Consider the following 23856-nt stretch of genomic DNA (forward strand, 5'->3'; position numbering starts at 1 on the left):
ACCAATGCCGCCTCCCCTAGGAACGTCGTGGCCGGTCGTCGCCATCGTCCAGCGCCCGCCAGGCAGCGCCGTCCATATCCTCATATTGCCCTGAGCGCACCGACCAGAGGAAGGCGAAAAGCCCGAGCGCTCCGAGAAACAGGGCGACGGGGATGAGATAGATCAACATGTTCATGCCGGTTGCGCCCCCTCGCCCGCAAATCCGGTCGACACGCTCTCTTGCGCAGAAACGGCTTCAGCCGTTCCGGCAAGACGCAGCGCATTGGCAACAACGATGAGCGACGATGTCGACATGGCGATGGCCGCGATCATCGGCGTCGCATAACCGGCAATCGCAATCGGCACGGCAATGACATTGTAGCCGATGGCAAGCGCGAAGTTCTGCCGGATAAGCCGTCCGGCCCGCCGCGATGTCTCGATTGCGACAGGAACGGCATCCAGATTCTCGTGCATGAACACGAAGTCGGCGGCCTGCCGACCGATATCGGCGGCGGTTGCCGGTGCCATGGAAACATGTGCTGCGGCCAGCGCCGGCGCATCATTGATGCCGTCGCCCACCATCAGAACCTTGCGTCCCTCGCCCGCCAGCGCCGCACAGCGCCCCGCCTTGTCTTTCGGCGACAGGTCCGCGTTCCATTTGGCAATGCCCAGACGCTGCGCCATGGCCTTCACGGCCGGCACCCGGTCGCCGGACACGATTTCCAACACCAGTCCTTGCCCAGAAAGGCCGCGCAGTGCCTGTACGGCGCCAGCACGCGGATTGTCCTCGAAACCGAAACTCGCCAGATACCCGCCGTCAAGCGAAAGCACCACTTTCGACCGCGCGTCGCCGTTTTCCATTTGAGATTCATCCGGGCAGGCAAAACAGCGGTTGCCAAGCCGGTAGGTTCCCGCCGGCGTCAAAGCCTCAACACCGGAGCCGGGAATTTCACGCACCGCTTCGTAAACCGGTAAAATTCCACCATAGGCTGCATGCAGGGCTTTGGACAGCGGATGGCGTGAATGGGCGGCAAGGCCAGCCGCAATCGCCATGGTGGCGGGGTTCACATCGCCGGTTTCCACCAGTCGCGGCTTCCCGACCGTCAGGGTGCCTGTCTTGTCAAACAGAACGGTGTCGATTTCGGCCAGTCGCTCCATCGCCGAGCCTTCCTTGACCATGATGCCATGCCGAAAGAGCCGCCCCGCCGCCACAACCTGCACCACAGGAACAGCAAGGCCAAGCGCACATGGGCAGGTGATGATGAGAACCGCAATCGCGATCAGCATCGCCTGCTTCCAGTCGCCGCCCAAAACGCCCCAACCGAGAAAGGTCATGAGAGCAAGAAGATGTACGACGGGCGAATAATAGCTCGCGGCACGGTCGGCGATCCGCCGATAGCGCGCCCGCCCCCCTTCCGCCGCCTCCATCAGCCCGATCACTTCCGCGAGAAACGAATCCTTTGCCGATGCCGTCACCCGCGCGGCGAACGAACCGGTGAGATTGAGCGTGCCTGCCTGAAGCAGATCACCCGCCTCCACCCGACGCGGCGCGCTTTCGCCGTTGACGATGGACATGTCGAGATCGCTGCTTCCGCTAATGACCATCGCATCCACCGCCACGCGGTCACCGGCAGCAATCGCAATCGTCATGCCGGGTAGCACATCGCCAAGCGAGCGATATTCCCGCGTTCCGTCCTCACCGATAACGGTTGCGCCGCGTGGTGAAAGCCGGGCCAGGCCCGCAATGGCCGAGCGCGCCCTGTCACGCATGATATGGTCAAGCGTGCGGCCAATCAGCAGGAAAAACAGCAGCGACACGGTCGCGTCAAACCACGCATGTTCGCCATGATGAATCGTCTCCCACAGCGAGATTGCGTAGGATAGCGTGATGGCGAGCGCGATCGGCACATCCATATTGGTGCGCCCGTGCTTCAGCGCATTCCAGGCCGACTGATAGAAGAACCGGCCGCCATAGATCAGCGCCGGCGCGGCGATCATCGCCGAAATCCAGTGAAACATGTCACGCGTCGCGGCATCGGCCCCGGACCAGACGGACACGGACAGCAGCATGATATTGGCGGAAGCAAAGCCGCAGAGCGCCACCGCCCTGATCAGTTGCGAGCGCAACACGTCCGAAGCATCCTGTCCGCTCGCGAAAAGATGCGTCCGGTATCCGGTTGCAAGGATTGCGCGGGCAAGTTCGGCGGGATCTGTCCTGATGCCATCGACATCCTCTTTCCAGACAATCGCCACCCGTTTGGAGGACAGGTTCACGCGCGCCTGCTCCACTTGGCGGAGACGGCGCAGCGCGGTTTCGATGGTGGTGATGCAGGCGCCGCAATAAACGCCGGGCACGCTGAGATCGGTCTGGCGCAGCCCCTGCCCCAGATCGCGGCTTGCCAGCATCAGCTCCTCTGATGATGGTGGGTTGACCGGTTCGCCGAGTTGAAGCGACCCTTCCGTTCCCGGTGCACAGCAGCTCATTGACGCCCCCTGATCACGGCGATCCGCGTGCCTTCATGCACGATGATCCTGCCGTCTTTCACGGCAGTGACCTCGACGATCCATTGGCCGGGCAGCATGTCATGCGGGCCGGTGAATATCCCGATAGACACCGGGGTCAGCTCCATGTCGAAATTCTGGTGCTCGCCGACCGGCCGGCGGAAATGTGCCGTCACCGTATCCGTATCCACAGGGCCGGTATCTGGATGAAACACCTCGTAGCGCACGGTCTTTTCATCCACCACCAGCCTGCCCTTGATGCCGGTCGCAGCCCTTGCCTTGGCGGCCTCGGCCTTGGCGTTGAACTGCTGGCTGGCAACATAGGTATTGGGCACCACCAGCCCGCTCCAGCTGGTGACAGCGTTCCAAGCCATCACCATGTTGACGGTGATGACGATGCCGAAAAACATCACCATAACACCCAGCATATGCCAGCCGGTGAAAATGAAACCGGACGTCTGGCGATTGGTCGTTGTCATTTTTTCACTCCCGGAGCGTTGAAGACGGCGTCGTAACGGGCCGTCTCATGGCCGCCCGTATCGCTGACGATGAATTCGAAATTTTCAGCAGTCCGCGCGACGTGCCTGCCCGGCAGGGTGACGAACACCTTCAGCGTTGTCGCCTCGTCAGGTTCCACCATCACCTCGAAGCTGCGCGAGGCTGCATCCGGCACGCCGTTTATCTTCATCACCGCACTTGGAATGCCCTCTATCGTCAGGCTCATTATGCGCGGTTGCGGCACCATGTTGAGGATGCGAACGGTATAGCCGTTGCGGATGGACCCGCTCGATTCCAGCACATATTGCGGATTGCGGTCGTGCAGCACGTTCAGAGCCAGCCGTTCGCGCGTCACCAGCGCAAACAGCAAGCCGATGCCGACTGCAGCCCATATTGCCGTGTAAAGAAGCGTGCGCGGACGAAAGACGATGCGCCAGTCGAAATGGCGAATGCTGTTTTTGAACCCGCCGTCATCGTTGCGCACATTCGTAGGCCGGATTGCGTGCTGGCCGTTGCCGGTCGCAAGCGCCATGTTGGACTGGTATTCGGACAGCGTCGCATAGGCGATCAGCCCGCGTGGCTTACCGATCTTGTCCATCACCCCATCGCAGGCATCGATACAGAGCGCGCAGGTGATGCATTCCAGCTGCTGCCCGTCCCTGATGTCGATGCCCATGGGACAGACTGCGACACAAGCATTGCAATCGACGCAATCGCCGACGCTCTCCCCTGTGGCCGCAGCCTTTTTGGCGTGCCTCGTGCGAGGTTCACCGCGCCAGTCATTATAGGTCACGACCAGCGAGTTCTCATCCAGCATCGCCGCCTGAATGCGCGGCCAGGGACACATATAGGTACAGACCTGTTCCCGCATCAGCCCGCCGAAAACATAGGTCGTGGCGGTGAGGATCGCGACTGTCGTATAGGCGATCATCGGTGCCTGCCCCGTCATGAACTCCCTCGCCAGCGTCGGTGCATCGGCAAAATAGAAGATCCATGCGCCGCCGGTCAGAACGCCGATCACCAGCCAGATTGCGTGTTTCATCACCCGCTTGCGCAGCTTGCCGAACGTGAAAGGTGCTGCATCGAGCTTCATGCGGGCATTCCTGTCGCCCTCGATCGCCCGCTCGACGACCAGAAACAGGTCCACCCAGACGGTCTGCGGACAGGTATAGCCACACCATGCGCGTCCCACGGCGGAGGTGATGAGAAACAACCCCAGGCCCGCCATGACCAGCAATCCCGCGACGAAAAAGAACTCCTGCGGCCAGATTTCGATGAAGAAGAAATAAAAGCGCCGGTTGGCAATATCGATCAGCACCGCCTGGTCGGGCGCATAGGGTCCCCTGTCCCAGCGCAGAAACGGCGTCAGATAATAAATGCCGAGCGTGACAAGCATGACCAGCCACTTGAACCGCCGGAACCGGCCCTCCGCGCGCTTCGGGAAAATTTTCTTGCGCGCTTCATAAAGGGGTTTACGCGTTTTTGCGGAATTGACAGCTTCCGCCTCCAGCCTTTCGACGGGCTGTTGCGGGCGGTCCTGTCCGACGGGGTAGATGTTCATGATTGCAGTCCGTTTTTATCTCCTTGCTTTCTCCCATCTCACCGGCGAAACATCCTTGACTTACATCAAGCGCGGACAAAGTGGCGCAGCCTGCGGCCTGCATTAAACAGGGAGGATGAGATGCCAGTCATGCAGTCGAAAATCATTCATCTGTCGGTAGAAAAACCATGGAGCCATGTCTTTGATTTCGCCTCCGACCCGCAAAACATGCCGCGCTGGGCCGCCGGTCTTGCAGGCGGTCTTAAACCAGACGGCGAGGACTGGATCGCCGATGGCGGCCCGCTGGGTGAGGTCCGCGTCAATTTCGCGCCCTTAAACGAATTCGGCGTGATAGACCATGTCGTGACATTGCCGGATGGAATGAAGGTCTATAACGCGCTGCGGGTAACACCGAATGGCAGCGGTGCCGAAGTCAGCTTTACCCTGCTTCGCCTGCCGGACATGACGGACGAGGATTTCGAACGGGATGCGGAGATGGTCCGGGTCGATCTGGAAACACTGAAGTCGCTGCTCGAAACGGATTGAAGGATAAAACGATGACCACGAATACGAATGACCGGCGCATCGACTATGTCGAATTCAACGTCGTCGATATCGAGCGCAGCAAGGAATTTTACGGCGGCGCTTTCGGCTGGTCCTTTAAGGATTACGGCCCGCAATATTGCGAGTTTTCCGACGGCCGGCTGACCGGCGGGTTCACCACCACGGCACCCGTGTCAGCCAAGGGTGGACCGCTTGTCATTCTTTACGCCGCCGATATCGAGAATGCACACCGGCGCGTCGAGGCAGCCGGCGGGCAGATCAGCGTCGCCATATTCGCCTTTCCCGGCGGACGCCGTTTTCATTTCACCGATCCGGATGGATACGAACTGGCCGTCTGGTCTGATCGATAAGAAAAAGGGCCGCATCGAGCGGCCCTTTCCATTTGTTGGCTGTGACGTTCACTCGCCACCGCCCAGCGAGTGCACGAAGATCGCAAGCTGCTTGACCGTGGTATCACCAAGCCGTTCACCCCAGGCGGGCATGACCCCGTGTTTTGGCGACCGTATCTGCGCAACGATCCCCTGCTCGCCACTGGCCTTCAGCCAGATCGCGTCGGCCAGGTTGGGCGCGCCGAACTCGCGGTTGCCCTTGGCGTTCTCACCGTGGCACGAGGCGCAATTGTCGGCGAAAATCTGTTTACCGGGTTCTACGAGTGCCGGGTTGGAAGGCGTTCCTGTCAGGCTGACGACATAGGCGGCGACCTCGCGGATTTCCTCGGACTTGAGGATATCGCCGAAGGCCGGCATTTCCGACAGGCGCGTATCGGGATCGTCGGCAAAACGAATGCCGTGCTTTACCGTCGTATAGATATCCTCGACGCTGCCTCCCCACATCCAGTCATCGTCGTTGAGGTTGGGATATCCCTGCCCGCCTTCCGCACCCGAACCGTGACACTGGATGCAATTGACCTTGAAGGCGGCGGCACCGCCGGAAAGGGCAAATTGCCTTAGCGTCGGATCGGCCTCAATCTCGGCGAGCGAGGAACTGGCGATTCTGTCGGAATAGACGCTCTGCGCCTGTTTGGCGTCTGCCATATCGGCGGCGATCTCGGAACGGCTGTTCCAGCCGAGCAACCCTTGCGTCGCGCCGTTGATCAGCGGCCATGCCGGATAGGCGATGGTGTAGCCGATGGCCCAGAGGATCGTGAAGTAGAAGGTCCAGACCCACCAGCGCGGCATCGGATTGTTCAGCTCGCGAATACCATCCCATTCATGGCCGGTAGTTTCGACGCCGCTGATGTCATCAATGTGTTTTTCGGACATATCCTAGTCCTCCTTAAGCGGAATGCTGGCGGCGTCGTCCGCAGCTTTTTTCGATCCGGGACGAAGGGTGAAAACGACGACGCCGGCGAAGAACAGGGTCATGGCAAGCAGGCCCCAGCTATCGGCGAAGTGGCGCATGGCCGTGTAGGTTTCCATCGTGTCGCCTCCTCACCGATATCCGGCGGCATCGTCATAGGTCGAGAAATCGACCAGCGTGCCGAGCATCTGCAGATAGGCAACCAGCGCATCCATTTCGGTAAGCTTGGCTGGATCGCCATCGAAATCGCCGACTTTCGCCTTCGGGTAACGCGCCAGAAGCTCGGTCGTATCGGCGTTCGGATCGGCCTGCGCGTGAAGATCAGTCGCTGATTTCTCGATCATCTCGTCGCTATAGGGCACGCCAACGGCGCGGTTAGCCTTCAGCTCCATCGAGATATCCGTAATCTTCAACGGCGTGGTTTTGAGGAACGCGTAGGACGGCATGATCGATTCCGGCACGACAGAGCGCGGATCGGCCAGATGCTGCACGTGCCATTCATTCGAATAGCGGTCGCCCACGCGTGCGAGGTCCGGCCCCGTGCGCTTGGAACCCCACTGGAACGGGTGGTCGTACATGGATTCCGCCGCCAGGCTGTAGTGCCCGTAACGCTCCACCTCGTCGCGGAACGGCCGGATCATCTGGCTGTGGCAGACATAACATCCCTCGCGGATGTAGATGTTGCGCCCGGCCAGTTCCAGCGGCGAATAGGGCCGCATGCCCTCCACCTTCTCGATGGTGTTTTCGAGATAGAAAAGCGGCGCGATTTCCACGATACCGCCGATTGAGACGACGAGCAGCGAACCGACCAGAAGCAGAGTGGCGTTGCGTTCGATAACGCCGTGTTTGTCGAGTATGGACATCGGCCTCTCCTTATTCAGCGGGCTGCAGCGAAGGTGCGACGTCATTGCGGACGCCCTCCTCGCGTTGATGACCGAGGATGGTCATCGTGACGTTGTAGGCCATGATCAGCGCGCCACTGAGGAACATCAGGCCGCCCAGCGCACGCATCACGTAATAGGGGAACAGCGCTGCGACCGATTCCGCGAAGGAATAGACGAGGAAGCCCTGGGTATCGTATTCGCGCCACATCAAGGCCTGCTGGATGCCGGCCACCCACATCACGGCGGCGTAGATGACGATGCCGATCGTGGCGAGCCAGAAGTGCCAGTTGACCAGTTGCAGGCTGTAGAGACGATCCCTGCCCCACAGTTTCGGCGTCAGATAGTAGATGGCACCGAAGGTGATCATGCCGTTCCAGCCGAGAGCGCCGGAATGCACGTGGCCGATGGTCCAGTCGGTATAGTGACTGAGCGAGTTGACGGCCTTGATCGACATCATCGGACCTTCGAAGGTCGCCATGCCGTAGAAGGCCACCGCCATCACCATCATGCGCACGATAGGATCGGTACGGATCTTGTCCCACGCGCCGGAAAGCGTCATCAGGCCATTGATCATGCCACCCCAGGACGGCATCCACAGCATGATCGAGAACACCATGCCGAGCGTCTGCGCCCAGTCCGGCAGCGCGGTATAGTGCAGATGGTGCGGACCGGCCCAGATATACATGAAGATCAATGCCCAGAAGTGGATGATCGACAGGCGGTAAGAATAGACCGGGCGGTTCACCTGCTTGGGAATGAAATAATACATCATGCCGAGGAAGCCGGCTGTCAGGAAAAAGCCGACGGCGTTATGGCCGTACCACCATTGCGTCAGCGCATCCTGCACGCCCGAGAAAGCGGAGTAGCTCTTGACGCCGAGGAACGACACCGGAATGGCGAGGTTGTTGACGATATGCAGCATGGCGATCGTCACGATGAAGCTCAGATAGAACCAGTTTGCCACATAGATATGCGGTTCCTTGCGCGTCAGGATGGTGCCGAGAAATGCGAGGAGATAGGCAACCCAGACGATCGTCAGCCAGATATCGACATACCATTCCGGCTCGGCGTATTCGCGGCCCTGGGTGATACCAAGCAGATAACCGGTGGCAGCCATGACGATGAAGAGGTTGTAGCCCCAGAACACGAACCAGCCGAGATTGCCGCCGAACAGGCGCGCGCGACAGGTTCTCTGCACCACGTAAAATGACGTGGCAATCAGCGCATTTCCCCCGAAAGCGAAGATCACCGCGGAGGTGTGCAGCGGCCGCATCCTGCCGAAATTGAAATAGGGCGCGATGTTGAGATCGGGAAAGGCAAGCTGAAGCGCCACCACGACCCCGACCAGAAACCCGACCACGCCCCAGAACACGGTAGCGACGACGCCGTATTTCACGACCTCATCGAAATATTCGGATTTCAGCCGGGCGCGCGCGGCCTGATCGACAGGCGCGAAAGAAACACGGCGCAGCAGAAGCACCGTGCTGACCAGAAGCGTAAAGAACAGCACCCACATATGGGCGGCGAAAAGACTGTCGTGAGCGAAAGCAGCCCCAAGCAGCGCGAGAAAGGCCCCAAGGGCCACGATCGCGGTTTCTAACGTGTAATTCATTGTTGGTTTCCCCCAACGTGCAAGCAGACCGACGAAAGGCTTGGCGCGCTCTTTACGAAGCGGAAACGGGCCTTTGCGTCGGTTGGAGCATTGCCACCGGCGTGGGGAAGCCACCTTGATCCAGATCAAGAAAGAGAAGCTGTCGCAGCACCGGCAAAACCGAGCCGGGATTTGGCGATGAGAAGTACGTAGAAGCTGAAAGAACGGACGCCGACGCGCGACACCGGCTTTTACAGGGCTTGCATCAGCCCTTCATTTTCAGCGGCAGCCCGGCTGCGACGAAATAGACTTCGTCGACGATGGCCGCAACGCGCTGGTGTAACCTTCCGGCGTGATCGCGGAATTCGCGCGCCATGCGGTTTTCCGGCACGATGCCGAGGCCGACCTCGTTAGAGACGAGAATCAGTTTCGCCTTGGTGGACGCGATTGCCGCCGCCAGCGTGGCGAACGCCGTCTCGATATCGGCGTTCGCCATCATCAGATTGGTGAGCCACAATGTCAGGCAGTCGATCAGGATGACATTGTCCGGCGCATCCAGCCGCGCGAGCACGGCAGCGATATCAACCGGCGCCTCGTGTGTCGTCCACTCCTCGCCGCGCCGGGCCTGATGATGGTCGATGCGATCGCGCATCTCGTCATCCCATGCCCGGCCGGTGGCCAGATAATGCAGGCGCCCGTCGGCTTTGCCCGCAAGGTCCTCGGCAAAACGGGACTTGCCGGAGCGCGCGCCGCCTAGAATGAAAACGGAGCGGTTTTTATCTGTCATGACGAACCTGGAAGAAAAGAATAAGACGGACCGGTATCATTGCGGTGTCGCAAGCCAGAGACAGCCGTACATGAAGGGAACGATTCGTAGAAAAAGGCGTCCCCCGGTTATTCACGCCGGACTGCCGATGATACCGGGTCGGAGACGACAAAACCTGTCCGCACGATGCGGGACATATGACAGCCTTGGCAACTCCGGATGCCGGAAACACCGGTCCTGACAAAAAGCTAGGTGCGAACGGTCATTCTGTCAATCGGCGAGCGGTGTCGGCGAAAAATCAAGCGGAACCGGTACGCAAAACCTTGACCCGGAACCGGCAGACTTTTCCGTCCGCGACGGGATTGATAAAGCCACTTGGTTACCGGAACGTTAGCAGAAAACGAAATGAAGAAGCTGCAACGCGGCGGGAGAATATTTGCCCATGGAGGCCGCTGCCATTGCCTTGCCATGGCCTTCAAATCAATATGGCCGCGAAGATTCGCAAACAGCAAGGTGACCTGCCCGTGATGACCGTCATGGACTATATCTCGATCGTCGTTTTTATCGTGTTATGGGCCACCTATACCCACCTCACGACGGGAACGACGCTGTTTTCGCGAACCAGCCTTAATCAGGCCATGGCGGAGCGTCGACGCGACTGGATTTACAATTCTCTCAAACGCGACCTGAAGATGATCGACACGCAGATCATGGCGGGTTTGCAGAATGGTACCGCTTTTTTCGCGTCCACCTCGATCTTTGCTATCGGCGGCTGCTTTGCTCTTCTGGGGGCGACAGATCGGGTCGAAACCGTGTTTCGCGACCTGCCCTTCGTGCAGTATGCCGGGCGCACGGCCTTCGAACTGAAGGTCATGGGGCTAACCTGCCTTTTCGGCTACTCGTTTTTCAAGTTCGGCTGGTCCTACCGCCTGTTCAATTATTGCACGATCCTGTTTGGTGCCATCCCCATGGTCCATGATGTCAACGCGGATCGTGACGCTGCCGAGCGTGCCGCTGAAAACGTCATAAAGATGAACATCATCGCCGCTAAGAACTTCAATGATGGGCTGCGGACGATCTTCCTGTCGATCGGTTATCTCGGCTGGTTCATCAGCCCCTATGTCTTCATCGCAAGCACGGTCATCATCATAGTGGCGCTGTTGCGCCGCCAGTTCTTCTCCGAGGCCCGCCGCGCCATCATGGACAGGCCCGGGCCTTGAAATAGCCTTACTTCACGGGCCAAGCCCTTGAGTAGACAACGGCTTCAGACAGCTGAAACAGCGGGAATTATGAAAACAGAAACAGCTGCAATCGACACCCGCCGCAAAGGCCGCATGGGCGGTCTCGATACACTGCGCGGGCTGGCGCTCATCGCCATGGCGTCTTACCACTTCACATGGAATCTGGAATATTTCGGCTATCTGGAGCCGGGTACGGCAACCACCGGCCTGTGGAAGCTTTATGCGCGTGCCATTGCAAGCTCGTTCCTGTTCCTCGCCGGTTTCAGCCTGTTTCTAGCCCATGGCAAAGCCATAAACTGGCCGTCCTTCGGCAAGCGTTTTGCAATGGTGGCGGGCTCGGCGCTGCTCATCACCATCGCCACCTATGTCGCCTTTCCGGATAGCTTCATCTTTTTCGGCATCCTGCACAACATAGCTGCTGCAAGCCTTGTCGGGCTGCTATTCCTGCGGGCACCCCCGCTGGTGACGCTGCTTTTCGCGGCTCTTGCCTTTACGCTGCCGCACTACGTCCAGTCGGATTTTTTCAACAGCAAATGGCTGGCATGGGTCGGTTTCTCCACCATGCCGCCGCGCTCGAACGATTATGTGCCGCTCTTGCCGTGGCTTGCGCCGTTTCTTGCAGGACTTGCGGTTTCGCAATTCGTCACGCCGCGCAACTGGCTGGACCGTTTTCGCAACCCAAGCTCCCCCCGCAATCTGATAGCAACGGCGGGCCGTCACAGCCTTGCCTTTTACCTCATCCATCAACCGGCGCTGATTGGCCTCGTCTACGCGGTATCACTTGTGGCACCGCCTCCCCCTGTCGACCAGGTGGAGCTTTACAAATCGAGCTGTGAAAAAAGCTGCGTCCAGCAGGCGAACGGGCAGGAACTATGCCAACGTTTCTGCGGCTGCACGCTTGAAAAGCTGCAGGCAGAAAGCCTGTTTGACATCATGATGGAAGGCAAGCTCAGCGCCGAGCAGCAGACGAAGGTCAGCGACGTGGCGCAACAGTGCACGGTTGAGGCGCAGTAAAGGACGACACACGCTCAATCTACGCTCGGCGTCATCCTCGGAATTGTCCCGAGGATCTATCCACGTCGCGTAAAATCAAAAGTGTGACGGAGGGAGAGGTTTTCCTCTCCGCGGGAAATCTAAGGCCATCACGTCAAGCGCGACGGCGGGAAACCTGCATCAGGTCCCTACGCCGATTTCGGCAAGGCGCGTGAGGCAAGCCTCTTCGACATTGTCGAGTTCGGCCAGCGTCTCTTCGATGTCCTTGCGCTTTTGCCTGAGATCGGCGCGCTTCTCATCGACCTTCTTCATCAGAAGCACAAGCTGGCCTGATTCGCCCGGCGGCTCCTTGTAGACGTGAATGATCTCGCGAATTTCTGCGATCGTGAAACCGATACGGCGACCGCGCAGGATTTCCTGAATGAGACGCCGGTCCGCAGACCTGAAAAGCCTCGTACGCCCGCGTCGCTCAGGGTGAATGAGGCCCTCATCCTCGTAAAATCGCAAGGTGCGGGTGGAAACACCGAATTCGCGCGTCAGTTCGGTTATGCTATAATACTTGTCCAAGGGCCTATCCGATTCATAACCGGACAATTATTATTTGACCTTCACGTAAAAGTCAATTTTTCCTGCCGCTTTCGCCTGTTCGGGCCTATCCCGAAATACCGTACCACCAGGTAGCGATGCCCAGAAACGAAAAAAAGCCAACAATGTCCGTTACCGCCGTCACGAAGACGGCAGAGGAAACGGCGGGGTCTGCCCCGAACCTGTCGAGAACCAGCGGAATGAGAATGCCTGCCAGCGCCGCCGCCAGCATGTTGAGACACATGGCTGCGGCAATGATGCCGCCGATATGGACATCCTGGAACCACACGCCTGCAACGATGCCGATGGCACAGCCGAACAACAGTCCGTTCAGGATGCCAACGCCCGCTTCACGCCTGATAATGCGGGCAGCGTTGTGAATATCGAGGCTCTTGGTAGCCAGCGCCCGCACGGACACGGTCATGGTTTGCGATCCGGCATTGCCGCCCATGCCGGCAACCGTCGGCATCAGGATCGCCAGTGCAATGATCTGCTGGATCGTCGCATCGAACAGGCTGATGACGGAGGCAGACAGAAAGGCGGTAAGGAGGTTGACCGCAAGCCACGGCACACGCGAGCGCGAGGTGCTGGTGATGCTATCAGACAGTTCTTCGTCGCCCACACCGCCAAGGCGCAGCAAATCCTCTTCAGCTTCCTCCTGAATGACGTCGACCACGTCATCGATGGTGAGAACGCCGACCAGACGGCCGTTATTGTCCACCACCGCGGCGGACAGAAGGTCGTATTGTTCGAAAAGCTGCGCCGCTTCTTCCTGGTCCATTTCGGCCGGAATGGAGTGGTTGGTCTCGTGCATGATTGTTTCGATCTTCACCTGACGCTTGGCGCGCAGCACCTTGTCGAGATCGAGAGCGCCGACAAGCTTGAACGTGGGGTCGATGACGAAGATCTGCGTAAAGGAATCCGGTAACTCCTCCTCCTCACGCAGATAATCAATGGTCTGTCCCACTGTCCAGAATGGCGGCACGGCAACGAATTCCGTCTGCATGCGACGACCGGCAGAGCTCTCCGGATAATCCAGCGCCCGCATCAGCCGCACCCGTTCGGTGAACGGAAGCTGCGAGAGGATGTCCTCGCGGTCCTCGTCGTCGAGATCCTCGAGAATGTAGACGGCATCGTCCGAATCCAGTTCACCGATACCGGCAGCGATCTGCTCATTCGACATCTGGTCGACGATATCGAGACGGATGCCTTCATCCACCTCGGTCAGCGCCGTCATGTCAAAATCGGAACCCAGCAACCGCACGAGCGCGTGGCGCTGCTCCGGCATGATGGACTCCAGCACGTCGCCGAGTTCAGACTCATGCAGCCGCGCCACATTCTTGCGCAGGAAAAGCAGATCGCGGTCGGCAATCGCCGCCCCCACCATCGCCAGAAAGTCGGAGCGGACAGAGCCGTCCTCGGCGTAGATATCGGAGGGTGCCTCTGTCGGTTTCAACTCTTCGGGCGCGAGAAGATCGTCGTCACGGTCTGTCATCTGGCGTCCCCTTCTTTAAATGCCGCAGTGCACGAATTTGCAGGCAGAATGGCGTTAAAAAGTATATTGTCAACAACCGGATAGGTGAAAAACAACGGGCTTCGGAACTGCGACGAAAATGTCATGGACCGCCCTTTCGCAAGACCATGATTGAAGAGCGCAGCACTCCATGATGATGCAGCCGCAGACAGTGCACCTCAATCCGCACAACGCCCGGAAAGCCCTTGCCGTTCCGTCGGAACCGGTAAGATAGAGATTGACATATGTCGCCCATAGACGATTCTGAAAGAGCTTTTTTTATATATGATTGGCCATTGCCAAACGGTAAGTATCCCGGGACGGCCAGGAAAATTTCAGGAAAATCACGACAATGAGCAAGACAGATTTCATCGGCAAGGCATCCGCCGCCGCGGGTGGCTGGGGCGCGCTTAAAAGCGTCGGCAAACGGCTGATGGAATCCGGCGCGCCGATTTCCGGCGCACGCACGCTGCTGAAGGCCAACCAGCCGGATGGATTCGATTGCCCGGGCTGCGCATGGGGCGATCCGGAGCATGGCTCCTCCTTCGAATTCTGCGAAAACGGCGTCAAGGCGGTCGCATGGGAAGCGACGGAAGCCCGGGTGCCGCCCGATTTTTTTGCCACCCGCACCGTCTCCGAACTGCGCGGCTGGTCTGACTACGATCTGGAAAAACAGGGCCGCCTCACCCACCCGATGCGTTACGACCGGGCGAGCGACAAATATCTGCCGGTCTCCTGGGACGACGCCTTTGCCGAAATCGGCGGCGTTCTCAACGGCCTCGACAGCCCGGATCGGGCGGAATTCTACACATCCGGTCGCGCCTCCAACGAGGCAGCCTTCATCTATCAATTGATGGTGCGGCTTTACGGCACGAACAATTTTCCCGACTGCTCCAACATGTGCCACGAGGCAAGCGGTGTAGGCCTGAAAGCGTCGATCGGCGTCGGCAAGGGCACGGTGCTTCTGGAAGACTTCGAGCAGGCAGACGCGATCTTCGTAATCGGCCAAAATCCCGGCACGAACCACCCGCGCATGCTGGGCGACCTGCGCCGGGCAGCGCTTCGCGGCGCGAAAATCGTCGTCCTCAATCCGATCAAGGAAAAGGGTCTGGAACGCTTCGCCGATCCGCAGGACAAGATCGAGATGATCACCGGCGGCAATACCAAGATCGCCACCAACTATTACCAGCCCCGGCAAGGCGGCGATATGGCGGTGGTGCGCGGCATGAGCAAGGCGATCTTTGCAGCCGACGATGCCGCAAGGACTGCCGGAGAATCTGCCATCATCGACTACGACTTCATCGCCGAACATGCGGTCGAGTTCGAGGCTTATCGTGATGCCGTTGAGGCGACCAGCTGGGAAAGCATTCTCGACCAGTCCGGCCTCACCCGCGCAGAAATCGAAGAAGCCGCCCGCATCTACATGAATGCCGGCTGCGTCATCGCCACCTGGGCCATGGGCGTCACCCAGCATCGCCACTCCGTCATCATGGTTCGCGAAATCACCAACTTCATGTTGCTGCGCGGTAATATCGGCCGCCCCGGTGCCGGTCTTTGCCCGGTGCGCGGCCATTCCAACGTTCAGGGTGATCGCACGGTCGGTATCGATGAAAAAGCGCCGCCGGCGCTGCTCGACGCACTGGAAAAAGAACTCGGCGTTGCCATGCCGCGCAAACCTGGCCACAACACCGTGGAGGCCGTAGCCGCCATGCTGGATGGCAAGGCGCAAACCTTCATCGCGCTCGGCGGCAACTTCATGCGGGCAACGCCCGACAGTCCGCTGATCGTCAAGGCTTTTGAAAATCAGAAGCTGACGGTCAATATCGCCACCAAGCTCAACCATTCGCATCTGGTGCCAGGCGAAATCTCCTTCGTGCTGCCCTGCCTTGGCCGAACGGAAATCGACCGTAATTCTGCGGGCAAGCCGCAGATCGTCACGGTCGAGGATTCCATGAGCATGGTGCATGGTTCCGGCGGCATCAATCCGCCAGCCTCGGAGGAACTGCGCTCCGAAGTCGCCATCGTTGCCGGCATTGCGCAAGCGACCCTTGGCAATGCGCAGGTCGACTGGAAAGCGCTTGCCGAGGATTACGATCTCATCCGAGACATGATCGAGCGGGTCATCCCCGGTTTCGACAATTTCAACGAACGCGTCCGCGTGCCGCGCGGTTTTCGCCTGCGCAACACGGCCTCCGAACGGGAATGGAACACGCCGGCAAAAAAAGCCGTCTTTTATAGCGGCCCGCTTCCCGAACAGACCGAGCATCAGCAGGCGCTCACTGGCGACAATATTTTCGTGCTGCAGACATTCCGCAGCCACGACCAATACAACACCACGATTTACGGCATGGACGACCGTTATCGCGGTGTTTATGGCGAACGTCAGGTCATCTTCATGAATCCTGCGGATATGGAGGCGCTGGGCGCCCACTCCCGCCAGCGCGTCGATGTCATCGGCGAATATGGCGATGGCATGGAGCGGATCGCTCAAAATTTCCGGTTGGTCCCCTACAATATTCCGCGCGGCAGTGTCGGCGGCTATTATCCGGAACTGAACGTGCTGGTGCCGCTGTCAAGCTATGGCGAAGGCAGCTTCACGCCAACGTCGAAATCGGTACTCGTCTCCTTCCGCCTGCTTGCCGGTTCCGCCTCTTGAACAGGATGGCTTGATGGGTGAGGAACAATCTGCAGCGGCTTTCATGGCCGCGGTGGAGCAGATCGTGCAAGGACCGTCGCAGGCGCTTTCGGCCACGGGCGCGGCGATCCTTCTGGCCATCAATATGGATATCGCCACCGACAGCCGCAGCATCGCCAATCGGCTGGGGCTTGCGCATGCCCTCGTCCTGCGCGAAATCTCCGCCCTGTCACCGCGCTTTGTGCGGGTGACGAAACGCGACGCCCGCACCCAGCGCAGTTGGCTGGAGGTCACAGCGGAAGGACAGGCGCTTGCCGCACCATCCTCCCAAACCTGAAACGAACGGAGCATTCCTTGGCAATCAGGCCGATCCTGCCCTACCCCCATGCCGGTCTTTCCGAGATTTGCGCGCCGGTCACTGTTTTTGACGACCACCTGCAAAATCTGGTCACGGACTTGATCGACACCATGCGCGCCGCCCCCGGCGTCGGCATCACCGCGGCTCACATCGGTGTAAAACAGCGCGTCTTCGTGCTTGAGCTGACGCCGGGAACCGTGCTGACATACATCAATCCCCAAATCGTCAGTCACTCCGCGCAGACCATGCGGCATGTGGAAGGCAGCGTCTCGATGCCGGGCTTCACCGAAGAGGTGGAACGCCCGTCTGAGGTCGAGGTGAGGTTTCAGGACGTAGCGGGCGTGGAACATCGACAGAGCGCCAAGGGATTTCACGCCATCTGCATCCAGCACGAGATCGACCAGCTGGATGGTGTGTTCTGGCTGAAGCGCCTGTCGAAGCTGAAACGCGACCGGCTGGTGAAGAAATGGGAAAAATCCCGAAAGCCGTGACGATCAGCTAGCGATCGAAAGAGCAAAGTCCGCGTCGCCCTTCAAAGTGTTGCTAACGGTGCAGATATCTTCGGCCGCATGGGCAATTGCGGCGCGCGTCGCCTCATCGAAATTACCGGCAATCTCGATCCTGATATCGAAACGGATGATGCGATAGGGCTCCTGCGCGGATTTCTCACCGGAAACGTCAACGAGCACGCTCTCGAAGCTGTCCAGCAACCCCATGCGGCTCGCCGCAATCCGGGCGCTGAGCGCCAGGCATGCCGCAAGCGACGAATAAAGTAGGTCGATCGGATTGAAGCCCGGCTCAGAGACACCCGTCACAATTTCCAGGGCACCGCCGGTCACTGTCGAAATCAGTGGGCGACCAAGCCGCCCGACCTTGGCCGTGGCGCCGACCGGCCTCAACTTCACCTTTCCACCATCTATCATTCAAATATTCCTAATTTAATCGCGTGCAACCAATCGCATGGAACCAAAACCTGTCTGGCGCTTTTTACTCACACAACGGTGAACGACCGTTGAACCTTTATTGTACAGGGAGCTGGGACCTATGGTTACATCTACGCTCGTCAGCATTCTGATCACCTTCCTGGTGATCGTGCTCGTCTTGTGGCTCATCGCACGACTGCCCGTCGGCGGCGGCGCGAAACAGATCGCGCAAGTCATCGTCATCATCATCGGCATTATTTCGCTGCTGAAATATCTCGCCGTCTTCTGATACCCCGGTAGCGTGCGAAAAGAAAAAGGCGGCGAAAGCCGCCTCTTTTTTTGCGCGATTTTCATGACACTCGATAGCTATTGGCGCGGCTCGAACTGGTAGGTTTTTTTTAGAGTGATATCACGAACGCTGCCGAGACCAAGAAACGGCGTATTTTCAGCATCGAAAATCGCCCTGCCCTTCGCCACAATCCAGCGGATGGAACCATCAGGCAGATGCACCTTGTAGCGCTGGTCGAAAAACACGCCGGTAGTGATACTTTCGAAAATTGCCCGCGCCACCTGATCGCGCATTTCCACATCTATTCTTTCGAGAATATCCTCAATCGACACACCTCGCGATGCCACCGTTTCGGAAAACCCATGACACTCCGCGGTGACGGTGTCCATGATCAACCTGTTGTCGGAAATGCTCCACATATAATAGCCGAGCGCATTGTCTGAATCCGCTTTGTCCCCCTGCACGAAAACCTCCAGACCTTTTTTTCTGACAAACGCTAACATCAGACCTCTAATATTCCACCCCTTGTTTTGAGGGGGTATTTAACCGGCTACTACAACGTGTATCGATATCCACCGAAATTTAATGACACCTGATCCGGATGCCGGTTTCGAAAGCACGATAATTTCCAAAAAAAGCGTCGCAAAGCCAACCGCTTGCACCTACATGACTGCATGATGAAATTTCGAAGGAGGCTCATATGCTGCGAACCGCTCTTACTTTTGGGTTGCTGTCGGCAACTGTCTTTCTAGCTGGCTGCCAGACGTGGCAAAGCCCTTATCGCGGAAACGAATGGCGGATGGACCAGGTCATGGATGGCGACCCCTACCGGGTCGGCGACGGCAATCGCGCGGGGAGACGCTAAGCCGTAAACATCTCATCCGAATGGCGGCAAGATGGATAATCTGACGCCCCGAAATTTACAGCCCGGGCTGCCGAGACGAAACGAATCGAAGTCGCCCGAGGCTTACTCAATCAACGTAACTGCGTCTTCTTTTTTTGGGAGGAGCAAAGCCAAACAATTGGCAGAAAAAGAAAAAACCCGCCGAAGCGGGTTTCTTTGGTGCGGTCGAGAAGACTCGAACTTCCACGGGTTGCCCCACAGCGACCTCAACGCTGCGCGTCTACCAATTCCGCCACGACCGCATCGTGGTAGGCGTCGACTTGCGCCGACGGGGGTGCATGTAGCAAAAGGATTTTGGGTGCACAAGAGCGTCGTGACAGTTTTTTGAAATTAAAAATCAGCCCGGCCCACCCTATATGCAGGAAGCCCGGAAATGCTGGGGTTGCAGCCTTCTCGTCATTTTGCGAGAAGGCTGTGGAAAGGACTTTTTCATGCTCACACGCACGGATATCGAGACAAATATGCTGCCCGTTCCCGGCTCGCCGCCTGTTCGCTGGCGAATCTCGGAAGGTCTCATGCCTTACGAACTGGCAATAGAAGAGATGGAACGGGAAGTTGCCGCCATCGCCAATGGCGAGGCCGACGAACTCGTGTGGCTTCTGGAGCACCCACCACTCTACACGGCAGGCACCAGCGCCGATGTCGCCGACCTCATCGAGCCGGAGCGTTTTCCGGTCTTCGCCACCGGTCGCGGCGGCGAATATACCTACCACGGGCCGGGACAGCGCGTCGTTTACGTCATGCTCGACCTGAAACGCCGGCGCCAGGATGTCCGCGCCTATGTTGCCGCGCTGGAGAGTGTCATCATCCGCACGCTCGACAAGATGAATGTCCGTGGCGAACGGCGCGAAGACCGGGTTGGCGTCTGGGTCAGGCGTCCGGAAAAACCCCTGCTTCCAGATGGTGGCATGGCCGAGGACAAGATCGCCGCGCTTGGCATCCGGCTGCGCAAATGGGTGAGCTTTCACGGGCTGTCGATCAATGTCGATCCCGACCTCGCGCATTTTTCCGGCATCGTTCCCTGCGGCATCAGCGCCTATGGCGTCACCAGCCTTGTCGATCTTGGATTGCCGGTTATGATCGGCGATGTCGATGTTCTGCTGCGAGAGGCCTTCGAGGAGGTCTTTGGCCCGGCAGTGCCCGAAGCCGGCTCCGGCGGTTGAAACCCGCCGCAACTTTTTTGTCGACTGCCAGTGTATCCGATATCGATCACCACAAGAGGAGGAACGACCATGTTCACAACGTCAGCCTATGCCTGCGATGACGGTTCTTCACCGATGAAGCTCGCGACCATCAAGCGTCGCGATCCCGGCCCGCGCGATGTTGAAATCGAAATCGAGTTCTGTGGCGTCTGCCACTCCGATATCCATACGGCCCGCAGCGAATGGCCGGGTTCTCTCTACCCCTGCGTCCCCGGTCACGAAATCATCGGCCGTGTCGGTCGGGTGGGCGCGCAGGTCACGAAATTCAAGGCGGGTGACCGCGTCGGCGTTGGCTGTATCGTCGACAGCTGCCGTGAATGCGCAAGCTGCGCCGAAGGGCTGGAGCAATATTGCGAAAACGGCATGACCGGCACCTACAACTCGCCTGACAAGGCCATGGGCGGCGACGCACATACGCTTGGTGGTTATTCCGCCCATGTGGTCGTCGATGATCGCTATGTGCTGCGGATCCCCGAGGGGCTCGATCCAGCAGCCGCAGCACCCCTGCTCTGCGCCGGCATAACCACCTATTCGCCGCTGCGGCACTGGAATGCAGGTCCCGGCAAGCGTATCGGCGTCGTCGGTCTCGGTGGCCTCGGTCATATGGCAGTCAAGATCGCCAATGCCATGGGCGCCACGGTCGTGATGATCACCACCTCCCCCGGCAAGGCGGAAGACGCGAAAAAGCTCGGCGCCCATGAGGTGATCGTCTCACGCGATGCCGACCAGATGAAAAAAGCGGCTTCCAGCCTCGATCTTATCATCGACGCGGTTGCCGCCGACCACGACATCAACGCCTATCTGGCCCTATTGAAGCGCGACGGCGCACTGGTGCAGGTGGGGGCGCCCGAAAAACCGCTCTCCGTGCACGCGTTCAGCCTCATCCCTGGCCGCAAGACCTTCGCCGGCTCGATGATCGGCGGCATTCCCGAAACCCAGGAAATGCTGGATTTCTGCGCCGAAAAAGGCATCGCCGCCGAAATCGAGATGATCAATATCGATCAGATCAATGAGGCTTATGAACGCATGATAAAAAGCGATGTGCGTTATCGCTTCGTCATTGATATGAAGAGCCTGCCGCGCCAGAAGGCCGCCTGATCTTGTCGAGGGGGAGCGCCCTCTGGCGCTCCCGTTTCCTCGTTGGACCTTTTGGTTGAAAGCGCAGCCCGACCCATGACCAGCCAGACCGGTTTCAACGATGTCGCCAAGGGCATGATGATCATGGCGGGCTGCATGTTCGTGCTGCCCGTCATGGATGCCATCGCCAAATACATGGCGGTGAGCGGCGGCATGTCACCGGCGCAGGTCACCTTCTACCGCTTCTTTTTCCAGCTTCTGTGCACCCTGCCCCTGCTGCTGCTGGTCTCACCCAAAGCGCTGTTCAGCGCCAGACGACCGTGGATGAACTGCCTGCGCGGCGTGCTGCATGCCAGTGCCAGCCTGATGTTCTTCGCCGCCGTCAAATACATGCCACTCGCCGATGTCTTTGCCATCTATTTCGTCGAGCCATTCATGCTGACGATGATGTCGGCCCTCTTCCTCGGCGACAGGGTCGGCTGGAAACGCTGGACAGCGATTGCGGTGGGTTTCGGCGGCGCTCTGATCGTCATTCAGCCGAGTTTTGAGATATTCGGCTGGACATCGCTCCTGCCGGTCGCCTGCGCATTTCTCTACACGCTCTACCTGTTCCTTAACCGCGCCATCGGCGATGCCGACAGTCCGCTTGTCATGCAGACCATGTCCGGCATTGCCGGCACGGTGTTCATGGCGGCAGCCCTTCTGGCCGGCGACGCCTACGGTGACAAGGATTTCGCGATCTCGCTTCCGCAATCCGGCTTCACCCTCACCCTGCTCATCCTGCTGGGGTCGATATCCGGCTATATGCATCTCCTGATCGTCAGGGCCTTCAGGCTGGCGCCGCTGTCGCTTCTGGCGCCATTCCAGTATTTCGAGATCATCTCGGCGACGGTTCTCGGTTATACGCTGTTTTCGGATTTTCCGACGCCATCGAAATGGCTCGGCATCCTCATCATCGTCGCATCCGGCCTTTTCATCATCTGGCGCGAGCGCGTGCAGACGCAGGCGAACCCGCCGCTCGACGGACAATGACGCCCAGAACGCTTTCAGGCGCCCGAGGGCTGCGGTCCTTCGTCGTGATGGTCCTGCGCCTCCACAAGGCTACCGAGCAGCCACAGCGAAACCTCGGCGGCCTCTCCGGCGGATTTGAAGCGGTATGAGCCGCTATATTTCGGCGTATCGAAAAACGTAACGACGAAACCGTCACCGCTTTCCAGACTTTCGACCCTTATCCGCTCGGGATCGATCATCAGGCACACATAATGGGATCCCATATTGCGCATGAAGCCGGCCTTGTTGTCGTGCAGCCGCACGAAGGCTGCGCCGCCATCCACCGTCATATGCAGGCTTCTGATCGCCTCGGTGGGAAACGCGCGGGCGAAATCCATGATCGCCTGCCCCACATCGTGGTTATTATCCTCATCCGTCGCTCGCGTCATGCGCCAGGCATAAACAGCGAAGACCGCAAGCAGCACGAAAACGATTATCCAGACCGCCATATTCATCCGGGAATGCTCCCTCAGCACCGAAACATCGCGATTCGCGAATCGAAACGATGCGAACCCGGCTCAAGCTCTTAAACACCGAGGCTTGCGTGAAGTGTGGCTCTTCTGCCCCGACGCGAAAATCGGCTCCGATTTGTCCGCGCCATGTGCAGGTCGAGCAATCAGAAACGCTTGAGGAAAGACGCCTTTGCCAGCAGCCATTGCCGGCGAAGCTGCGACAGTTGCACTTCGCCTTCAAACACGCCCGCTCCCGCCTTTCTGGCAGCGGCGATTACCGGACCGGACAAGGCGACGGGAAGATAGGCCGCAAAGACATTCCGGGAAATCTTGGCGCGTCTCGCCTTCTCGATATGATCAAGCGCGTGCGTTGCAAAAATCTCGATGGCGATGCCGATACGTTGTTTGTCGTCGCCTTCCAGAAACGTCTCGCGATCAAGCCCGGCAGCCGCGAGCATATCGGCGGGGATATAGACCTGCCCACGACGACGGTGCAGCGGCATCAGCATTAGAATGCCGGCCATGGCCTGCGCAACCCCCGCATGCCCCGCAGCTTCCGCACTTGCTGGAGTGTCTTCCGGCGAAAGCACAAGGCCGGCCAGCTGGATCAGTGCCGAGGCGGTCTCCCCCGCATAGCCTTCGAGCGCGTTACGATCCACGAACAGATCGTCATAAAGATCGAAGATGCGCGCCTCGATCATATTGGCAAGAACCGGTCGCGGCAGGCGATATTGCTCGATCGCCAACAAAAGAGCGGCAGCAACGGGGTGAGACTGGCTGTCCCCATGCGCATTGCCATCAAGAAGATCGCGCCACCATTGCATGCGAACTTCACCAGGCAGCGCCTCGCGCACGGAATCGCGGATTCGGGCAATTTCGGCATTGAAGGCATAAAGCGCGGCAAGCGCTGCGCGCTTGTCGGCCGGAGACAGAAGGCACGCGAGATAGCGGTCACGATCGGTGTCGCGCAGCGTCGCGAGGCAGACGTCTAGATTCTCTGTGGGTGCCATG

The 23856-nt window shown here is 58.9% G+C and carries 26 protein-coding genes and 1 tRNA gene; 11 read left to right on the forward strand and 16 right to left on the reverse strand.

Annotation, left to right across the window (positions count from 1 at the left end; genetic code table 11):
- Positions 1–16: 16 nt before the first annotated feature.
- The 4 genes from ccoS to ccoG are packed head-to-tail and all read right to left on the reverse strand — an operon-like array spanning position 17 to position 4540.
- Positions 17–175 (reverse strand): cbb3-type cytochrome oxidase assembly protein CcoS, encoded by a 159-nt coding sequence (gene ccoS, locus CRO62_RS25145; protein ID WP_003502794.1) that lies wholly within the window; start codon positions 173–175, stop codon positions 17–19.
- Positions 172–2463 carry a cation-translocating P-type ATPase gene (locus CRO62_RS25150; RefSeq protein ID WP_097102615.1) on the reverse strand — a complete coding sequence of 764 codons (2292 nt, stop codon included), beginning with the start codon at positions 2461–2463 and terminating at the stop codon, positions 172–174. The genes ccoS and CRO62_RS25150 overlap by 4 nt, the downstream gene beginning before the upstream one ends.
- Positions 2460–2960 (reverse strand): FixH family protein, encoded by a 501-nt coding sequence (locus tag CRO62_RS25155; protein ID WP_097102617.1) that lies wholly within the window; start codon positions 2958–2960, stop codon positions 2460–2462. Before CRO62_RS25155 ends, CRO62_RS25150 begins: the two co-directional genes overlap by 4 nt.
- Positions 2957–4540 carry a cytochrome c oxidase accessory protein CcoG gene (ccoG, locus tag CRO62_RS25160; RefSeq protein ID WP_097102619.1) on the reverse strand — a complete coding sequence of 528 codons (1584 nt, stop codon included), beginning with the start codon at positions 4538–4540 and terminating at the stop codon, positions 2957–2959. The genes CRO62_RS25155 and ccoG overlap by 4 nt, the downstream gene beginning before the upstream one ends.
- Positions 4541–4660: 120 nt before the next feature.
- Between ccoG and CRO62_RS25165 the strand changes: the two genes are divergently transcribed.
- Together CRO62_RS25165 and CRO62_RS25170 are read left to right on the forward strand one after the other, a co-directional pair.
- Positions 4661–5065, forward strand: coding sequence for an SRPBCC family protein (locus CRO62_RS25165; protein ID WP_097102621.1), 405 nt, complete (start codon positions 4661–4663; stop codon positions 5063–5065).
- 11 nt (positions 5066–5076) lie between these two features.
- Positions 5077–5433, forward strand: a complete 357-nt coding sequence (locus tag CRO62_RS25170; RefSeq protein WP_097103306.1) for a VOC family protein — start codon at positions 5077–5079, stop codon at positions 5431–5433.
- A 48-nt stretch (positions 5434–5481) separates the two neighbouring features.
- On the opposite strand, the gene ccoP is transcribed toward CRO62_RS25170, so the two are convergent.
- From ccoP to cobU, 5 genes are all read right to left on the reverse strand, one after another.
- Entirely contained in the window at positions 5482–6345 is an 864-nt protein-coding gene (ccoP, locus tag CRO62_RS25175; protein ID WP_097102623.1) for a cytochrome-c oxidase, cbb3-type subunit III, read from the reverse strand.
- Positions 6346–6348: 3 nt separating this feature from the next.
- On the reverse strand, positions 6349–6501 hold the full coding sequence (locus CRO62_RS25180; protein ID WP_003502810.1) for a CcoQ/FixQ family Cbb3-type cytochrome c oxidase assembly chaperone: 153 nt from the start codon (positions 6499–6501) through the stop codon (positions 6349–6351).
- A gap of 12 nt (positions 6502–6513) precedes the next feature.
- The gene (gene ccoO, locus CRO62_RS25185; protein ID WP_097102625.1) at positions 6514–7245 is read right to left on the reverse strand and encodes a cytochrome-c oxidase, cbb3-type subunit II; all 732 of its coding nucleotides are present in this window, start codon (positions 7243–7245) and stop codon (positions 6514–6516) included.
- Positions 7246–7255: 10 nt separating this feature from the next.
- A complete protein-coding gene (gene ccoN / locus CRO62_RS25190) occupies positions 7256–8878 on the reverse strand; it encodes a cytochrome-c oxidase, cbb3-type subunit I (protein ID WP_097102627.1) in 1623 nt (540 codons plus the stop codon).
- Between the two features lie 244 nt (positions 8879–9122).
- Positions 9123–9644, reverse strand: coding sequence for a bifunctional adenosylcobinamide kinase/adenosylcobinamide-phosphate guanylyltransferase (cobU, locus tag CRO62_RS25195; RefSeq protein WP_097102629.1), 522 nt, complete (start codon positions 9642–9644; stop codon positions 9123–9125).
- A gap of 506 nt (positions 9645–10150) precedes the next feature.
- On the opposite strand from cobU, the gene CRO62_RS25200 reads away from it, so the two are divergent.
- Positions 10151–10843 carry a DUF599 domain-containing protein gene (locus tag CRO62_RS25200; RefSeq protein ID WP_013636176.1) on the forward strand — a complete coding sequence of 231 codons (693 nt, stop codon included), beginning with the start codon at positions 10151–10153 and terminating at the stop codon, positions 10841–10843.
- 69 nt (positions 10844–10912) lie between these two features.
- The gene (locus CRO62_RS25205) at positions 10913–11878 is read left to right on the forward strand and encodes a heparan-alpha-glucosaminide N-acetyltransferase (protein WP_097102631.1); all 966 of its coding nucleotides are present in this window, start codon (positions 10913–10915) and stop codon (positions 11876–11878) included.
- Positions 11879–12037: 159 nt separating this feature from the next.
- Here the strand turns inward: CRO62_RS25205 and CRO62_RS25210 are convergent, their stop codons facing one another.
- Positions 12038–12424, reverse strand: coding sequence for a MerR family transcriptional regulator (locus CRO62_RS25210; RefSeq protein ID WP_003515319.1), 387 nt, complete (start codon positions 12422–12424; stop codon positions 12038–12040).
- 85 nt (positions 12425–12509) lie between these two features.
- Positions 12510–13937: a magnesium transporter gene (mgtE, locus tag CRO62_RS25215; protein ID WP_013636179.1), complete on the reverse strand. Its 1428-nt coding sequence runs from the start codon at positions 13935–13937 to the stop codon at positions 12510–12512.
- A 370-nt stretch (positions 13938–14307) separates the two neighbouring features.
- On the opposite strand from mgtE, the gene CRO62_RS25220 reads away from it, so the two are divergent.
- From CRO62_RS25220 to CRO62_RS25230, 3 genes are read left to right on the forward strand one after another with little or no spacing between them, the layout of a single operon-like run.
- Positions 14308–16611, forward strand: coding sequence for an FdhF/YdeP family oxidoreductase (locus tag CRO62_RS25220; RefSeq protein WP_097102634.1), 2304 nt, complete (start codon positions 14308–14310; stop codon positions 16609–16611).
- 13 nt (positions 16612–16624) lie between these two features.
- Positions 16625–16927 carry a hypothetical protein gene (locus tag CRO62_RS25225; protein WP_097102636.1) on the forward strand — a complete coding sequence of 101 codons (303 nt, stop codon included), beginning with the start codon at positions 16625–16627 and terminating at the stop codon, positions 16925–16927.
- Positions 16928–16944: 17 nt separating this feature from the next.
- Complete coding sequence (locus tag CRO62_RS25230; RefSeq protein WP_097102638.1) at positions 16945–17439, forward strand: peptide deformylase; 495 nt, start codon at positions 16945–16947, stop codon at positions 17437–17439.
- A gap of 3 nt (positions 17440–17442) precedes the next feature.
- Here CRO62_RS25230 and CRO62_RS25235 read toward each other — a convergent pair whose 3' ends face one another.
- The gene (locus tag CRO62_RS25235) at positions 17443–17871 is read right to left on the reverse strand and encodes an OsmC family protein (RefSeq protein WP_097102640.1); all 429 of its coding nucleotides are present in this window, start codon (positions 17869–17871) and stop codon (positions 17443–17445) included.
- 121 nt (positions 17872–17992) lie between these two features.
- Here CRO62_RS25235 and CRO62_RS25240 point away from each other — a divergent pair, with 121 nt between their 5' ends.
- Positions 17993–18160: a Thivi_2564 family membrane protein gene (locus CRO62_RS25240; protein WP_003502827.1), complete on the forward strand. Its 168-nt coding sequence runs from the start codon at positions 17993–17995 to the stop codon at positions 18158–18160.
- A gap of 77 nt (positions 18161–18237) precedes the next feature.
- Here the strand turns inward: CRO62_RS25240 and CRO62_RS25245 are convergent, their stop codons facing one another.
- On the reverse strand, positions 18238–18663 hold the full coding sequence (locus tag CRO62_RS25245) for a PAS domain-containing protein (protein ID WP_097102643.1): 426 nt from the start codon (positions 18661–18663) through the stop codon (positions 18238–18240).
- A 558-nt stretch (positions 18664–19221) separates the two neighbouring features.
- Positions 19222–19306 (reverse strand) — tRNA-Leu (locus CRO62_RS25255).
- A gap of 189 nt (positions 19307–19495) precedes the next feature.
- Between CRO62_RS25255 and lipB the strand changes: the two genes are divergently transcribed.
- The 3 genes from lipB to CRO62_RS25270 all read left to right on the forward strand — a co-directional run bounded on the left by lipB (position 19496) and on the right by CRO62_RS25270 (position 22375).
- On the forward strand, positions 19496–20227 hold the full coding sequence (gene lipB, locus CRO62_RS25260) for a lipoyl(octanoyl) transferase LipB (protein WP_097103308.1): 732 nt from the start codon (positions 19496–19498) through the stop codon (positions 20225–20227).
- A gap of 69 nt (positions 20228–20296) precedes the next feature.
- Positions 20297–21364 carry an NAD(P)-dependent alcohol dehydrogenase gene (locus CRO62_RS25265; RefSeq protein ID WP_097102645.1) on the forward strand — a complete coding sequence of 356 codons (1068 nt, stop codon included), beginning with the start codon at positions 20297–20299 and terminating at the stop codon, positions 21362–21364.
- Between the two features lie 75 nt (positions 21365–21439).
- Positions 21440–22375 carry a DMT family transporter gene (locus CRO62_RS25270; RefSeq protein WP_179784626.1) on the forward strand — a complete coding sequence of 312 codons (936 nt, stop codon included), beginning with the start codon at positions 21440–21442 and terminating at the stop codon, positions 22373–22375.
- A 14-nt stretch (positions 22376–22389) separates the two neighbouring features.
- On the opposite strand, the gene CRO62_RS25275 is transcribed toward CRO62_RS25270, so the two are convergent.
- Both CRO62_RS25275 and CRO62_RS25280 read right to left on the reverse strand, forming a co-directional pair.
- Positions 22390–22848 carry a hypothetical protein gene (locus CRO62_RS25275; RefSeq protein ID WP_003515343.1) on the reverse strand — a complete coding sequence of 153 codons (459 nt, stop codon included), beginning with the start codon at positions 22846–22848 and terminating at the stop codon, positions 22390–22392.
- Positions 22849–23009: 161 nt separating this feature from the next.
- Positions 23010–23855, reverse strand: a complete 846-nt coding sequence (locus tag CRO62_RS25280) for a phytoene/squalene synthase family protein (RefSeq protein ID WP_097102647.1) — start codon at positions 23853–23855, stop codon at positions 23010–23012.
- Between the last annotated feature and the right edge of the window lies 1 nt (position 23856).

The organism is Rhizobium sp. AN6A, from assembly GCF_900215635.1.
In the GTDB taxonomy this organism is placed as follows: Bacteria; Pseudomonadota; Alphaproteobacteria; order Rhizobiales; family Rhizobiaceae; genus Agrobacterium; species Agrobacterium tumefaciens.